The organism is Cupriavidus basilensis (assembly GCF_000832305.1).
GTDB lineage: Bacteria > Pseudomonadota > Gammaproteobacteria > Burkholderiales > Burkholderiaceae > Cupriavidus > Cupriavidus basilensis_F.
Map to the genome: position 1 here is coordinate 2,528,623 of NZ_CP010536.1, position 14,887 is coordinate 2,543,509.

11 protein-coding genes and 1 pseudogene are annotated in these 14,887 nt (G+C 64.6%); 2 read left to right on the forward strand and 10 right to left on the reverse strand.

Features of this window, described 5'->3' with window-relative positions; translation table 11 throughout:
* Window positions 1-15: 15 nt before the first annotated feature.
* The 10 genes from RR42_RS11830 to rpsB form a co-directional block, all read right to left on the reverse strand.
* Window positions 16-543: an OmpH family outer membrane protein gene (locus RR42_RS11830; protein ID WP_043346939.1), complete on the reverse strand. Its 528-nt coding sequence runs from the start codon at window positions 541-543 to the stop codon at window positions 16-18.
* Between the two features lie 36 nt (window positions 544-579).
* A complete protein-coding gene (gene bamA, locus RR42_RS11835; protein ID WP_419188857.1) occupies window positions 580-2,913 on the reverse strand; it encodes an outer membrane protein assembly factor BamA in 2,334 nt (777 codons plus the stop codon).
* Window positions 2,914-3,012: 99 nt separating this feature from the next.
* Entirely contained in the window at window positions 3,013-4,404 is a 1,392-nt protein-coding gene (gene rseP / locus RR42_RS11840; RefSeq protein WP_043346941.1) for an RIP metalloprotease RseP, read from the reverse strand.
* A gap of 138 nt (window positions 4,405-4,542) precedes the next feature.
* Complete coding sequence (ispC, locus tag RR42_RS11845) at window positions 4,543-5,721, reverse strand: 1-deoxy-D-xylulose-5-phosphate reductoisomerase (protein WP_043346942.1); 1,179 nt, start codon at window positions 5,719-5,721, stop codon at window positions 4,543-4,545.
* 11 nt (window positions 5,722-5,732) lie between these two features.
* Entirely contained in the window at window positions 5,733-6,554 is an 822-nt protein-coding gene (locus RR42_RS11850; RefSeq protein WP_043346944.1) for a phosphatidate cytidylyltransferase, read from the reverse strand.
* Between the two features lie 37 nt (window positions 6,555-6,591).
* Complete coding sequence (locus RR42_RS11855; RefSeq protein WP_043351978.1) at window positions 6,592-7,365, reverse strand: isoprenyl transferase; 774 nt, start codon at window positions 7,363-7,365, stop codon at window positions 6,592-6,594.
* Between the two features lie 53 nt (window positions 7,366-7,418).
* Window positions 7,419-7,979 carry a ribosome recycling factor gene (frr, locus tag RR42_RS11860; protein WP_043346946.1) on the reverse strand — a complete coding sequence of 187 codons (561 nt, stop codon included), beginning with the start codon at window positions 7,977-7,979 and terminating at the stop codon, window positions 7,419-7,421.
* Window positions 7,980-8,099: 120 nt separating this feature from the next.
* Complete coding sequence (gene pyrH, locus RR42_RS11865) at window positions 8,100-8,810, reverse strand: UMP kinase (protein WP_043346948.1); 711 nt, start codon at window positions 8,808-8,810, stop codon at window positions 8,100-8,102.
* A gap of 326 nt (window positions 8,811-9,136) precedes the next feature.
* A complete protein-coding gene (gene tsf / locus RR42_RS11870; protein ID WP_043346949.1) occupies window positions 9,137-10,015 on the reverse strand; it encodes a translation elongation factor Ts in 879 nt (292 codons plus the stop codon).
* Between the two features lie 265 nt (window positions 10,016-10,280).
* Window positions 10,281-11,024 carry a 30S ribosomal protein S2 gene (gene rpsB / locus RR42_RS11875; protein WP_043346950.1) on the reverse strand — a complete coding sequence of 248 codons (744 nt, stop codon included), beginning with the start codon at window positions 11,022-11,024 and terminating at the stop codon, window positions 10,281-10,283.
* Window positions 11,025-11,409: 385 nt separating this feature from the next.
* On the opposite strand from rpsB, the pseudogene map reads away from it, so the two are divergent.
* Together map and RR42_RS11885 are read left to right on the forward strand one after the other, a co-directional pair.
* A pseudogene (gene map, locus RR42_RS11880) lies at window positions 11,410-12,231 on the forward strand (type I methionyl aminopeptidase); the annotation flags it as partial.
* A 67-nt stretch (window positions 12,232-12,298) separates the two neighbouring features.
* Window positions 12,299-14,884 carry a [protein-PII] uridylyltransferase gene (locus tag RR42_RS11885; protein WP_043346954.1) on the forward strand — a complete coding sequence of 862 codons (2,586 nt, stop codon included), beginning with the start codon at window positions 12,299-12,301 and terminating at the stop codon, window positions 14,882-14,884.
* The last annotated feature ends 3 nt before the right edge of the window (window positions 14,885-14,887 follow it).

Below are 14,887 nucleotides of genomic sequence, written 5' to 3' on the forward strand. Positions count from 1 at the left end.
GCGAAAACTGGCAGCTTACTTGCTGCCGGCGTTCAACGCTTTCATCACATCGTCGGTAATGTCGATGCGAGGATTGACGTACACGGCCTCTTGCACGATCAGATCGTACTTGCGCTGCTCCGCAAGCTGGCGAATCACGCGGTTGGCACGCTCGAGCACCTGGGCCAGTTCCTCGTTGCGGCGCTGGTTCAGGTCCTCGCGGAATTCACGTTGCTTGCGCTGGAATTCGCGATCGAGATCGGCCACTTCGCGTTGACGGCGCTGGCGGTCGGCATCGGCCAGCACGGCGGTGTCCTTGTCGAGCTTGTCGGCCATGCCCTTGATCTTCTGGGCCATGTCCTGCAACTCGCGGTCGCGCTTGGAGAACTCCTGCTCCAGCTTGACCTGGGCCTGCTTGGCAGGCACCGAATCACGCAGGATGCGTTCGGAATTGACCGCGGCGATGCGCGCTTCCTGCGCCATGGCAGGCGCGGCTGCCAGCAGCGCGCCAACCGTCAGCGCAGCCGCCGTCAGGTTTTTGATCAGTGGGAATGTTGTTTTCATGAATCCGTTCCTCAATCTTCTTTCTTCTATGCCCGATCAGAACGCAGTACCGATCTGGAACTGGAAGCGCTGTACCTTGTCGGTCTCGTCCTTCTTCAGCGGGAAGCCCACGCTGATCTTGAGCGGACCGATCGGCGACAGCCAGGACATGCCCAGGCCCGTCGAATACTTGAGCTGGCTGAACAGCAGCGGTGCGCCTTCTTCGTACACGTTACCGAAGTCGAAGAAGGTGAACAGGCGCAGCGTCCGGTCCACACCCGAACCCGGCAGCGGGAAGATGAATTCGACGTTGCCGATCATCTTGGAAGCGCCGCCAATCGGGTTGCCGTTCTGGTCCTTCTTGCCCAGCGTGCTGGTCTGGTAGCCGCGAACCGAGCCGATACCACCGGCGTAGAAGTTCTTGAACACCGGGAACGGCGTATTGCCGTAGCCGTGCCCGTAAGCCACTTCACCGTTGAAGGCCAGGGTAAAGGCCTTCGACAACGGATAGAAGTACTGCTGCTGGACACTGGCGCGATAGTACTGCGTATCGCCACCGGGCACGCCCACTTCCAGGTTTGCCTGCGTGTAGGGTCCCTTGGTGGGGACCAGCGCACTGTCGCGGCGGTCGCGCGCCCAGCCGATCGTGAACGGGAAGTTGTTGATCGGATCGCCGCTGGACTTGCCGATCTTGGTCAGCCACTGGCCGTACTGGAGCGGCGTGTTCGGCGAGATGGTCACCTGGGTACGCTCGTAGCCGATGCCGAAGAACACGGTATCCGTTTCCGTGAACGGCACGCCGAACTTGACGTTGCCGCCCTCCGAAACGATCTTGTAGTCCTGGTCGCCGGTGTAATACAGCGGCCGCGACGTACGATAGTAGATATCCGTCGAGCGGCTGATGCCGTCCACCGTGAAATACGGATCGTATTGCGTCAGCGAGATCGTGCGGAAGGACTTCGCGGTGTTCACGTCCAGGCCAAGGCTGGTACCCGACCCGAACACGTTATCCTGGCGCAGGCCGGCTTGCAGCACCAGCTTGTCCGTGGAGGAGAAACCCAGGCCCAGGCTGATCTGCCCGGTCGGCTTCTCGGTCACGTTGACGTTCACATCGACCTGGTCGGGCGCGCCGGGCACGTCCTCGGTGGTGATGTTGGTGTCGGTGAAGTAGCCGGTACGATTGATACGGGACTGCGATTGCGTCAGCTTTTCGCTGTCGAACCACGAGCTTTCCATCTGGCGCATTTCGCGGCGCACCACTTCGTCGCGCGTCTTGCTGTTTCCCACGACGTTGACGCGGCGCACATAGACGCGACGGCCCGGATCGACCATCAGGGTCAGCGCGACTTCGCGCTTTTCCTTGTCGATCTGCGGCTGCGGGTTGATGGTGGTGAACGCGTAGCCGTAGGTGCCCAGCAGATCGGTAATGGCCTTGGTGCTCTGGGTCAGCTTCTCGGACGAAAAGACCTCGCCCTTCTGCAGCTTGAGCAGTTTTTCCATCTCGGCCTGCTTGCCGAGCAGTTCGCCCGCCAGGCGGATGTCCGACACCTTGTACTGGTCGCCTTCCTTGATGTTCAGCGTCAGGAAGATGTCCTTCTTGTCCGGCGTAATCGACACCTGCGTCGATTCGATGGCGAACTCGAGGTAGCCGCGGTTCAGATAATACGAACGCAGCGCTTCCAGGTCGGCGGTGAGCTTTTGCTTCGAATACAGGTCGTTCTTGGTGTACCAGGACAGCCAGTTCGGGGTCGACAGCTGCATTTCATCGCGCAGCGTGCCTTCCTTGAAGGCCTTGTTGCCGACGATATTGATCTGGCGGATCTTGGCCACCGGACCTTCGTCGACATTGAACACCACCGACACGCGGTTGCGGTCGACCGGGGTGATCGTGGTCTGGATGTCGGCGGCATAGTAGCCGCGCGCCACGTACTGGCGCTTGAGCTCCTGCTCTGCCTTGTCGATCAGGGCCTTGTCGTAATACCGGGCCTCGGCCACGCCCACCGCGCGCAGCGAGCGGCGCAGGGTGTCCTTGTCGAATTCCTTGATGCCGACGAACTCGAGCTGCGAGATGGCGGGACGCTCTTCCACCTGGACGACCAGCACGCCGTCCTCGGAACGGATCTGGACGTCCTTGAAGAACCCGGTGTTATACAGGGCACGAATGGCGTCCGCGCCCTTGTCGTCGCTGAAGGTTTCGCCGACCTTGACCGGCAGGTAGCCGAACACCGTACCCGGCTCGACCCGCTGCAGGCCCTCGACACGAATGTCCTTGACGACGAATGGCTCCGCGGCCCAACTCACTGGGGTCCAGGCCGCGATGATGGCACTCGCCAGCACGCCCAGCGAGATGCGCTTATGTCTGATCAATCTTGATCCCCTCTTTGATTCCATGCAGGATTGGGCTCCGATGCTTCACGGGGCTGCGCCTTGGCTCGGCATCCGGCGCGCAGGTGTCAGTGACACCCGCGCGCCGCAGCCGGCAACCCATGTCTAGCCGCGCGCTAAAAACAGCCGGCTGACATCGTTGAACAAGGCGAGCGAAGTCAGGAGCAAGACGCAGGCGATGCCGACCTTCTGCAGCACAGCCTGCCAGTGGTCTGGTACGGGCCTGCCAGTCAAAAATTCAACGCAATAATACAGCAAATGCCCCCCATCCAATACCGGAATAGGTAACAAATTCAACACACCGAGGCTAACACTGACCAACGCCAGGAAGCCGACAAAGGGCTGCCAACCGAGATGGGCGGCGCGCCCCGCGTAGTCCGCCACGGTCAGCGGGCCGCTCAGGTTCTGCAGCGAAGCCTGCCCCACCAGCATCTTTCCGAGCAGCTTGAGTGAGAGCGCGCTGGTGCTCCAGACCTGCCCGACCGCGCGGCTCAGCGCCTCGACCGGCTGATAGCGCACGGTTTCCATCTCGACCGCCTGGCTCAGCGCGGCGCCCAGTTTGCCGGTGGCGGCGGCTGCCCCGCTGGCGCCCTGCGCCGCGGGGACCGTATCGAGCTTCACGGGCACCTCCAGGCGGCGGCCCTCCCGCTCGATGGCAAGCGCGACCTCGGCGCCGGGCTGCGCCCTGACCCCGCGGATCAGTTCGCCAGCCTGGGTCAGCGGGCGTCCTTGCCAGGCCACCACGCGATCGCCCTGGCGCAGGCCGGCGCGTTGCGCGGCGGAGTCCGGCAGGACTTCGGTGATCGTCACCGGCCCGCCCTTGAGGGCCAGCCCCAGCGTGGCAAGCGGGTCTTGTTCGGGATTGCCTCCGGTATTCGGCAGCCGCGGCAACTTCAGATCGCGCTCGGCGCCATCGGCAGCGCGCACGTGCAGCACCGCGCTGGCGTCGCCAAAGCCCTGGGCGAACACGGCCATGCGCAAGTCGTTCCAGGAACGCACCTGCTCGGTTTCGCCGTTGGCCTGCAGCGCCAGCACGCGGTCGCCCTCGCGCAAGCCCGCCGCAGCCGCCGGGGTGCCAGCAGGCGGCGCCGCGACGATGGGCGCGGCCTCGCGCATGCCGCCGGCAAACAGCACGAAATACAGCACGATGGCCAGGGCAAAGTTAGCCAGCGGCCCGGCTGCCACGATCGCAAAGCGCTTGGCCACCGGTTGCCGGTTGAAGGCGCGTGGCAGATCCGCGGGATCGACCGGTGCATCATGGCCCGGATCGCTCTCCCGCTCATCGAGCATCTTGACGTAGCCGCCGAGCGGAATCGCGGCGATGGTCCACTCGGTACGGTCCCGCCCCTTGGACACCCAGCGCACCAGCGGCCGCCCGAAGCCGATCGAGAAGCGCAGCACCTTGACCCCGCACAGGCGCGCGGCCAGGTAGTGACCCATTTCATGGAAATAGATCAGGATGCAAAGGGCAGCGACGAAAGCAATTACGGTTTGCATGGCAGGCAGCTTGTCGTCAGGGGCTGGAGCGCCCCGATGGCACAAAGTAGACACCGGGCACGCGGCCCGGCAACCGGTGCACCGGCATGGGCCGGTGCGCCGCTATTGTCGCCGATCCCGGCCGCGCCGCCACCGGAGTCAGCACGAACGCGCGCTTTCCAGCAGGACGCCGGCGCGGCGGCGCGCATCCTGGTCGATGTCCATCACGCCTTCCAGCGTTTCGACGCTCCCCGGCGAGGCCTGTGCCAAGACTTGCGCCACGATGCGTGCGATGTCGGTAAAACGGATCCGGCCTTGCAGGAACGCCTCGACGGCAACCTCGTTGGCGGCGTTCAGGATGGCCGGGGCCGCCCCGCCCGCCCGCAAGGCGTCGAACGCCAGGCCCAGGCAGGGAAAACGCGCCAGATCCGGGATTTCGAAGGTCAGCGCGCCGGCACGGGTAAGGTCCAGCGGCGAAACGCCCGCGTGCATGCGCTCGGGATAGGCGAGCCCGTAGGCGATCGGCGTACGCATGTCGGGGTTGCCGAGTTGGGCCAGCACCGAGCCGTCCGCGTAGGACACCATCGAATGCACGATGCTCTGCGGGTGGATCAGCACCTCAATGCGGTCCGCCGGCGCGGCAAACAGCCAGTGCGCCTCGATCACCTCCAGCCCCTTGTTCATCATGGTGGCCGAGTCGACCGAGATCTTGCGGCCCATCACCCAGTTCGGGTGGGCGCAGGCCTCGTCCGGCGAAATATCGTGCAAGGTGGCCGGGTCCCGGGTCCGGAACGGGCCGCCGGAAGCCGTCAGCAGGATCCTGGAGACGCCCGCGCTCAGGCGTGGATCGTCCGCCGGCAGGCACTGGAAGATGGCATTGTGCTCGCTGTCGATCGGCAGCAGCGTGGCGCCGTGCTCGCGCACGGCATCCATGAAGAGCCGGCCCGACATCACCAGCGCTTCCTTGTTGGCCAGCAGCACGCGCTTGCCCGCCCGCGCCGCGGCCAGCGTGGGACGCAGCCCGGCGGCGCCGACGATGGCGGCCATCACCGAATCGGCCGCGGGGTCGACCGCCACTGCTTCCAGGGCCGCTTCGCCATAGCCCACCTCGGTTTTGATGCCGTCGGCACGCAACAGCGCCTGCAGCTCGCTCGCGGCCTGGGCGGTGCCGACCACGGCGTGCGCCGGGCGGAACTCGCGGCACTGCGCCGCCAGCTTGTCGACCTGCCGGTGCGCCGTCAGCGCATGGACGGCATAGCGCTCGGGGTGGCGCTTGACCACATCAAGCGTACTTTCCCCGATCGAGCCAGTGGCACCCAGGACGGTAATACGACGCATATCAGATCAACTCAAAGATAGATGGCCAGCAAGGCGGCCAGCGGAAACACAGGCAACAGCGCATCGATCCGGTCGAGCACGCCGCCATGGCCGGGCAACAGCCGGCTGCTGTCCTTCATGCCAACCTGGCGCTTGAGCAATGACTCGAAGAGATCGCCGACCACGCTGGCGACCACCAGCAGGGTCGACAGCAGCGCCACGACAGCCAGGCCGTTATGGTCGGCCATGCGAGAGAACCAGGTCGGGGAAAAAGCTTGGGTAGCGGCCAGCCCGAGCGCGATCAGCAGCACCAGCAGCCAGCCGCCGAGGGCGCCTTCCCAGGACTTGCCCGGGCTGATGGTCGGGGCAAGCTTGCGCCGCCCGATAGCCTTGCCAACGAAATAGGCACCGATATCGGCAGCCCAGACCAGCACCGCTACGGACAGCAGCACCCCGATGCCCAGCTCGCGCAGGATCAGGGTGGCATGGCCAAACGCCGGCAGCATGAACAAGCCAAGAATAGCGCCCAGCAAGGTAAAGGACGGGCTCGCCTGGCGCACGCCGCGCGCCAGCAGCACCACGGCGACGCCCCAGCAGGCCACGCCGATCTGCAACAGGCGCGTCAGCGCCTGGCGGTCGGCGGCGTCATGCCAGCCGATCAGGGCGACCAGGCAGGCCACCGCATAGACATAGGGCCAGAAGCCGCGCAGTCCGATCAGGCGGCCAAATTCCCAGCCCGCCAGCACGACGATCACCGCCACCAGGCCGGCCAGCGCCGACGGAGGTGCCAGGAACAGGATCGGCAGGATCAGCAGCAACAGGCATACAGCGGTGATGACACGGGTAAGAAGCATGCGCTGCGGGATTCCGGTGAAAAAATGGAAAACGGCTTCAGGCGGTGCCGGAAAGGCCGGGTGGTGCGACCACTTGCGCGCTGGTACGGCCGAAGCGGCGCTCGCGCTGCCGGTACGAGGCAAACGCCTTGTCGAGCTCGGCGGGGCTGAAATCCGGCCAGAACACGTCGGTGAAATAGAGTTCGGAGTAGGCCAGCTGCCACAGCAGGAAGTTGCTGATGCGCTGCTCGCCCCCAGTGCGGATGAACAGGTCCGGCTCCGGCGCGTAGGCCATGGCCAAGTGCGGCGCGAGCAGGGATTCGTCCACGGACTCCGGATCGAGCATGGGCGAGCGCGCCAGCATCTTGCGCATGGCCTGGAGCAGGTCCCAGCGGCCACCATAATTGGCGGCGATGGTCACCGTCAGGCCGGTGTTGCCATCCGTGCGCGCCTCGGCATCGGCGATCAGCTGCTGGATGCGCGGGCTGAAGCGGCTCAGGTCGCCGACCACCCTCACCCGGATGTTGTTGGCGTGCATCTTGACCACCTCACGGCGCAGCGCGGTCATGAACAGCCGCATCAGGAACGAGACTTCGTCCACCGGGCGGCGCCAGTTCTCGGAACTGAACGCGAACAGGGTCAGGTACTGCACGCCACGCGCGGCGCAGGCCTCCACCACGGCCCGCACGGCATCCAGGCCACGGCTGTGGCCGGCTACGCGTGGCAGGTGCCGCTGGGTCGCCCAGCGGCCGTTGCCATCCATGATGATGGCGACGTGGCGGGGCACATAGGTGGAGTCGGGGACGCTGAGCGTGGAACTGATGTGATGCATGATGGGAAACGGTACCGGACACAGCGGCGGCTGGCAAGCCGCCGCTTCATGCGTCACACCGTCATGATCTCCTTGTCCTTCTCGGCGACCATCCTGTCGATCTCGGCAACGAACTTGTCGGTGAGCTTCTGGACATCGTCCTGGCCGCGGCGCTCGTCGTCCTCGGAAATGGCTTTGTCCTTGACCAGCTTCTTGAACTGCTCGTTGGCATCGCGGCGCAGGTTGCGCACGGCGATCTTGGCGCCCTCGGCCTCGCCCTTGACAACCTTGGCGAGTTCCTTGCGGCGCTCTTCGGTCAGCATGGGCATGGGCACGCGGATGGTCTCGCCCATGGTCGACGGGTTCAGGCCCAGGTCCGCGTCACGGATGGCCTTCTCGATGGCGCTGACCATCTTCTTTTCCCAAGGCTGTACGCTGATGGTGCGCGAATCGGCCAGGCCGACGTTGGCCACCTGGCTGATCGGCACCGGGGAGCCGTAGTAATCCACTTGCACGTGGTCGAGCAGACCTGTATGCGCGCGACCAGTGCGAATCTTGGCCAGGTCGGCCTTGAACGCTTCAATGGTCTTTTGCATTTTCTGCTCGACGCTCTTCTTGGTGTCGGCGACGCTCATCTTTACCTCCGAAAACGGGTAATCATGATCCCGGACCGCAGGATCGAAAATGAATCATTCTACTCTTTGCCAGCACGCGCGCCACCTTCGGTGGCAGCACGCCAGCGCCTGGTGCAGCACTTATACGTGCACCAGCGTACCTTCGTCTTCGCCCAGGATGACGCGTTTGAGCGCGCCCGGCTTGACGATGGAGAACACTTTGATCGGCAGTTTCTGGTCGCGGCACAGGGCGAATGCCGTGGCATCCATGACCTGCAGGTTGCGCGAGATCGCCTCATCAAAGGAGATGGTGGTGTAACGCGTGGCGCTAGGATCCTTCTTGGGGTCGGCGGTGTAGACGCCGTCCACCTTGGTCGCCTTGAGCACGATCTCCGCGCCGATTTCCGCGCCACGCAGGGCCGCCGCGGTATCGGTGGTGAAGAACGGGTTGCCGGTGCCGGCGGCGAAGATCACCACCTTGCCCTCCTCCAGCTGGCGGATGGCGCGCGGGCGGATGTAAGGCTCGACCACCTGGTCCATGCGCAGGGCCGACTGCACGCGGCCCACGATGTCGGCGTGGCGCATGGCATCCTGCAGGGCCAGCGCATTCATCATGGTGGCCAGCATGCCCATGTAGTCGGCGGTCGCGCGGTCCATGCCCGCTGCCCCGCCGGCCACGCCGCGGAAAATATTGCCGCCACCGATCACCACCGCGACCTGGACGCCCAGCCTCACGATCTCGGCGATGTCATTGACCATGCTTTCGATGGTGGAGCGGTTGATGCCGAAGGCATCATCGCCCATCAGGGCCTCGCCGGACAATTTCAGTAGGACGCGCTTATAGGCTGGCATATTGATCCCCGGAGCTGGTTCGGCTCGTTCTGTTGAGCCGGATATTTGAAGGCAGGCGGCACGGATCGGCGTGCCGCCGCTATAAAAGCCGGTTTTCGGGGTGGCCTGGCTCCGGCACGGCAACAGCGCGATAACACACGAAAAACTCGTGTTCAAAGCGCCCCTGGGGCACGGCAGGTCAGACGACTGCGGAAACGGGCTACCAAGCCCGCGCCGCACGGGTAAGCGCGGCGCGGTCATTTGTGCCGAGGGGCACCTTGCGGTGCCCCTCGGCATTATACGGCGACCGGTGGGGCACCCTACCGGGCACCCTGGCCGCCAGGACTTCAGGCCTTCTGGGCAGCGGCCACCTGGGCGGCCACTTCAGCGGCGAAGTCGTCCTGCTTCTTCTCGATGCCTTCACCGACCACGTACAGGGTGAAGCCCTTGACCGTGGTGTTGGCGGCCTTGAGCATCTGTTCGACCGTCTGCTTGTCGTTCTTCACGAAGGTCTGGTTAAACAGCGACACTTCCTTCAGGTACTTCTGCACCGAGCCGTCGACCATCTTGGCGACGATTTCGGCCGGCTTGCCCGATTCGGCAGCCTTTTGCTCGGCGATGCTGCGCTCCTTGGCGATCAGGTCGGCGGGCACGTCGGCGGACGACAGCGACACCGGCTTCATCGCGGCAACGTGCATGGCCACGTCCTTGGCGGCGGTTTCGTCGCCATCGAACTCGACCATCACGCCGATGCGGGTGCCGTGCAGGTACGCAGCCAGCTTGCCGCCATTGGCGTAGCGGGCAAAGCGGCGGATCGCCAGGTTTTCGCCGATCTTGCCGATCAGGGCGGTACGGGTGGCTTCCACGGTCACGCCGTCGATTTCCAGCGCCGACAGCGCAGCCACGTCAGCCGGGTTCTGCTTGGCGACCAGCTCAGCGACCTTGTTCGAGAACGCCATGAAGTCGTCGTTCTTCGACACGAAGTCGGTTTCGCAGTTCAGTTCCACCAGCGCGCCGGTGGACCCTTCGATGAAGGACACGACCACGCCTTCGGCGGTCACGCGCGAAGCGGCCTTGCTGGCCTTGTTGCCCAGCTTGACGCGCAGCAGCTCTTCAGCCTTTTCCAGGTTGCCTTCAGCCTCGGTCAGGGCCTTCTTGCATTCCATCATCGGCGCGTCGGTCTTCGCGCGCAGTTCTGCCACCATGCTTGCGGTAATTGCCGCCATTTGTCACTCCTTGAATGGTTCGCCCCGCCCTACCCCGCCGTCGATGTGGCGCGATCCGGGACCGGAGGTAAGTTCAACTTCATCCGCGCCAGATCATGCCAGGGGCGGATGACAACAATTCGAAAAAAGGGGGCGTAAGATTCGCCCCCTCGGTTGCCGGAAAGCCCCCGGCTGCGCGCAGCACCCCGGCCCAGGGGCCGGTTGGCTAGCGATGATGTGTCAGCTTGCGATGCGCGCGGTACGGGGTCCTCTCGGCAGCAAGCCTTTAGGCTTCTTCGACTTCGACGAAATCGTCGCCGCCGCGTGCGGCTTCAACCACGTCCTGCACGGCGTTTGCACGGCCTTCCAGGATCGCGTCGGCCACGCCGCGCACGTACAGGGCAACTGCCTTGCTCGAGTCGTCGTTGCCCGGGATCACGTAGTCGATGCCTTCCGGCGAGTGGTTGGTATCGACCACGCCGATGACGGGCACGCCCAGCTTCTTGGCTTCGGTCACGGCAATCTTGTGGTAGCCGACGTCGACCACGAAGATGGCGTCAGGCACGCCGCCCATGTCCTTGATGCCGCCGATGGACTTTTGCAGCTTGTCCATTTCGCGCTCGAACATCAGGGCTTCCTTCTTGCTCATGGTTTCCAGCGCGCCGGCTTCCTTGGCGGCTTCCATGTCCTTCAGGCGCTTGATCGAGATCTTGACGGTCTTGAAGTTGGTCATCATGCCGCCGAGCCAACGGGCATCGACATAAGGCATGCCAGCGCGGCCTGCTTCTTCAGCCAGGATTTCGCGCGATTGACGCTTGGTGCCCACGAACAGCACGGTGCCGCGGTTTGCTGCCAGTTGACGCACGTACTTCAGCGCGTCCTGGAACATCGGCAACGTCTTTTCGAGGTTGATAATATGGATCTTGTTGCGATGGCCGAAGATGTACGGAGCCATCTTGGGGTTCCAGAAGCGGGTTTGGTGGCCGAAGTGGCAACCGGCTTCCAGCATTTCGCGCATGGTAACGGACATGAAAAATCTCCAAAAGGGTTAGGTCTGAAGTCCGCCCCGACATTCCTGAAAAGGAACACCCCGGATGGACGGACTCGCAATTTCAATAACTTTGCATTTGATAAGCGCAAGGCGCCTGCCAAATACCGCAGCACAGTAGTGACTGCCCGGCCCGCCAACCGCTGCCCGCAAGTCACATCGACCTGCCAGGTAGCCGCAAGTAGGCGAGCCAGCGATTGTAGCAACAAAACGGGGCTTCGCTCAAGGGGCCACTTACCATGAAAAGCAGGCGCCCGCAGCCGGCGAAGCCCGTTTTCGGCTGCGGTTGATGCCCGATGGTGCGATAATCCCACTTTCAGATTCAATTTGAGGCGCAGCCCGTGGCTTCGCCGCCACTTTTGCGAGCAGCATGAGCATCCATATCAAGAACGCCGACGATATCGCCCAAATGCGGGTAGCCTGCCGGCTGGCCTCCGAGGTCCTCGACTACATCACGCCCTTCGTCAAGCCGGGGGTCACCACCGGCGAACTCGACCGGCTGTGCCACGCCTATATGCGCGATGTGCAGGGCACGGTACCCGCACCCCTGAATTATGCGCCGCCCGGCTACCCGCCCTTCCCCGGCGCCATCTGCACGTCGGTCAACGACGTGATTTGCCACGGCATCCCGGGCGAGCGCGTGCTGAAGTCCGGCGACGCGGTGAACCTCGACATCACCGTGATCACCAAGGAAGGCTACTACGGCGACACCAGCCGCATGTTCATTGCCGGTGAGGGCTCGATCCTGGCCAAGCGCCTGGCGCAGATCACCTTCGAATGCATGTGGAAAGGCATCTCCCAGGTGCGCCCCGGCGCCCGCCTCGGCGATATCGGCCATGTGATCCAGGTCCACGCGGAAGCGGCCGGCTATACCGTGGTGCGCGAGTACTGCGGCCACGGCATCGGCAAGAACTTCCACGAGGACCCGCAGATCCTGCACTACGGCCGGCCCGGCACCGGCATGGAGATCCAGGCCGGCATGATCTTCACGATCGAGCCGATGGTCAACGCCGGCAAGCGCGATATCCGCACCATGCCCGACCACTGGACCGTCAAGACGCGTGACCGCAGCCTGTCCGCGCAGTGGGAGCACACCATCCTGGTGACCGAGACCGGCTACGACGTGCTTACCGTCTCCGCGGGCACGCAGGCACCGCCGTCGTTCGTCACTGATTCTGTTGCAGCCTGACGCTACGGGCGCCAAGGTTGGCGCCCTTCTTGTTTCAGCCGTCCCTTCGATGCCCCAAGCCCTAGCCATGGACGCCACGCCGGAAATCATCCTCGCCACCCGTGTTCGCGATCAGCTGAAAGCCGACAAGCAGGCCGTGTTCGCGGATTTCAACGCGCACGGCCATGTCGGGCACCTGCTGACGCGCCTGCGGCGCGCGGTCGATGCCGCGCTGGTCGAAGCCTGGCGCGGCCTGGGCCTGCCGGACGACAGCGCGCTGGTGGCGGTGGGCGGCTACGGGCGCGGCGAGCTGTTCCCGTTTTCCGATGTGGATGTGCTGCTGTTGCTGCCATCGGAACCCGGCGAGGACACCACCTCCAGGCTGGAGAAGTTCATTGGCCTGTGCTGGGACCTGGGCCTTGAAATCGGCTCCGCCGTGCGCACCGTGGACGACTGCATCCGCGAATCGCGCCAGGACGTGACGATCCAGACGTCCTTGCTGGAAGCGCGCCTGCTGACGGGCAACCGCAAGCTGTTTGCCGAGCTGCAGACGCGCTACCAGGCCGACCTGGACCCGCGCGCCTTCTTCCAGGCCAAGCTGCTGGAAATGCGGCAGCGCCACGCCAAGTACCAGGACACGCCCTATTCGCTCGAACCCAACAGCAAGGAAAGCCCCGGCGGCCTGCGCGACCTGCAGGTGATCCTGTGGATGACCAAGGCCGCCGGGCTGGGCGACAGCTGGAAGGAACTGTTCGAGCGCGGGCTGCTGAGCGAGCGCGAAGCGCAGGAACTCGCCCGCAACGAGCGCCTGCTCAAGACCATCCGCGCGCGCCTGCACCTGGTGGCCGGGCGCCGCCAGGACGTGCTGGTGTTCGACCTGCAGACCGCGCTGGCCGAGGCCTTTGGCTACCGCCAGAACAATAACAAGCGCGCCAGCGAGCAGCTGATGCGCCGTTACTACTGGGCAGCCAAGGCGGTCACGCAGCTCAATATCGTGCTGCTGCTCAATATCGAAGCCATGTTGTTCCCGAGCGAATCCAAGGTGACGCGCGTCATCAACGAGCGCTTCGTGGAACGCCAGGGCATGCTCGAGATCACCAGCGACGATCTCTACGAGCGCGAGCCGCACGCCATCCTGGAAACCTTCCTGGTGTACGAGCGCACGCCGGGCGTCAAGGGCTTGTCGCCACGCACGCTGCGCGGCCTGTACAACGCCCGCACGGTGATGGACGCGAGCTGGCGCAACGATCCGGTGAACCGCCGCCTGTTCCTCGCCATCGTGCAGGAGCCGCAGGGAATCACCCACGCGCTGCGCCTGATGAACCAGACCAGCGTGCTGGGCCGCTACCTGATCAACTTCCGCCGTATCGTCGGGCAGATGCAGCACGACCTGTTCCACGTCTACACGGTGGACCAGCACATCCTGATGGTGGTGCGCAACATGCGCCGCTTCGCCATCGTCGAGCACACGCACGAGTTCCCCTTCTGCAGCCAGCTGATGGCCACCTTCGACCGCCCCTGGGTGCTGTGGGTGGCGGCGCTGTTCCACGACATCGCCAAGGGCCGCGGCGGCGATCACTCCAAGCTCGGCACGGCGGATGCGCGCCGTTTCTGCAAGCAGCACGGCATTGAGCGCGAAGATGCCGACCTGATCGCCTGGCTGGTCGAGCATCACCTGACCATGAGCCATGTCGCGCAGAAGCAAGACCTGACCGATGCGGACGTGATCCATGCCTTCGCCCGCGTGGTCGGCACCGAGCGCTACATGACCGCGCTCTACCTGCTGACCGTGGCCGATATCCGCGGCACCAGCCCCAAGGTGTGGAACGCGTGGAAGGGCAAGCTGCTGGAAGACCTCTACCGCATCACGCTGCGCGTGCTGGGCGGCGCGCGCGTGGACCCGCACTCGCTGTGGGCGCAGCGCCGCGACGACACCATCGCGCAGCTGCGGCTCAAGGCGTTCGACCCGGAACTGGGCAAGCCTTTGTGGTCCCAGCTCGACGTGGCCTTCTTCCTGCGCCACGACGCGCGCGACATCGCCTGGCTCACGCGGCACCTGTACAACAAGGTGGACAGCCCGGTGCCGGTGGTCAAGGCGCGCCTGTCGCCCGCGGGCGAAGGCTTGCAGGTGGCGGTCTACATCAAAGACCAGCCCGACGTGTTCGCGCGCATCTGCGGCTATTTCGAGCGCAAGAGCTTCTCCATCCAGGAAGCCAAGATCCACACCACGCGCCACGGCTATGCGCTCGATACGTTCCAGGTGACCGACCCGGGCATCAGCAGCGACGCCAGCGGCAACTACCGCGACATCATCGCGCTGGTGGAGCACGAGCTGGCCGAGCGCCTGCAGCAGCAAGGCGCGCTGGCGGAACCCACCCAGGGGCGGCTGTCGCGCCAGTCGCGCAGCTTCCCGATCAAGCCGCGCGTGGACCTGCGCCCCGACGAACGCGGCCAGTACTACCTGCTTTCCTTGTCGGCCAACGACCGCACCGGCCTGCTGTATGCGATCTCCCGCGTACTGGCCAAACATCGCACCTCGGTGCATACCGCCCGCATCAATACGCTCGGCGAGCGGGTGGAAGACGTTTTCCTGGTCGATGGCAGCCGCCTCGCCTCGGATAACAAACTGCAGTTACAGCTTGAACAGGACCTGCTGGCGGCGCTGGCCATCTAGGCC

What these genes read in the sequence shown, in the direction of transcription:
- RR42_RS11855 (WP_043351978.1), bottom strand. Translation starts at nt 7,365, where the DNA reads ATGCATCACATCAGTTCCACGCTCAGCGTCCCCGACTCCACCTATGTG.
- frr (WP_043346946.1), bottom strand. Translation starts at nt 7,979, where the DNA reads ATGAGCGTCGCCGACACCAAGAAGAGCGTCGAGCAGAAAATGCAAAAG.
- ispC (WP_043346942.1), bottom strand. Translation starts at nt 5,721, where the DNA reads ATGCGTCGTATTACCGTCCTGGGTGCCACTGGCTCGATCGGGGAAAGT.
- tsf (WP_043346949.1), bottom strand. Translation starts at nt 10,015, where the DNA reads ATGGCGGCAATTACCGCAAGCATGGTGGCAGAACTGCGCGCGAAGACC.
- RR42_RS11885 (WP_043346954.1), top strand. Translation starts at nt 12,299, where the DNA reads ATGGACGCCACGCCGGAAATCATCCTCGCCACCCGTGTTCGCGATCAG.
- bamA (WP_419188857.1), bottom strand. Translation starts at nt 2,913, where the DNA reads ATGGAATCAAAGAGGGGATCAAGATTGATCAGACATAAGCGCATCTCG.
- rpsB (WP_043346950.1), bottom strand. Translation starts at nt 11,024, where the DNA reads ATGTCCGTTACCATGCGCGAAATGCTGGAAGCCGGTTGCCACTTCGGC.
- RR42_RS11830 (WP_043346939.1), bottom strand. Translation starts at nt 543, where the DNA reads ATGAAAACAACATTCCCACTGATCAAAAACCTGACGGCGGCTGCGCTG.
- rseP (WP_043346941.1), bottom strand. Translation starts at nt 4,404, where the DNA reads ATGCAAACCGTAATTGCTTTCGTCGCTGCCCTTTGCATCCTGATCTAT.
- RR42_RS11850 (WP_043346944.1), bottom strand. Translation starts at nt 6,554, where the DNA reads ATGCTTCTTACCCGTGTCATCACCGCTGTATGCCTGTTGCTGCTGATC.
- pyrH (WP_043346948.1), bottom strand. Translation starts at nt 8,810, where the DNA reads ATGCCAGCCTATAAGCGCGTCCTACTGAAATTGTCCGGCGAGGCCCTG.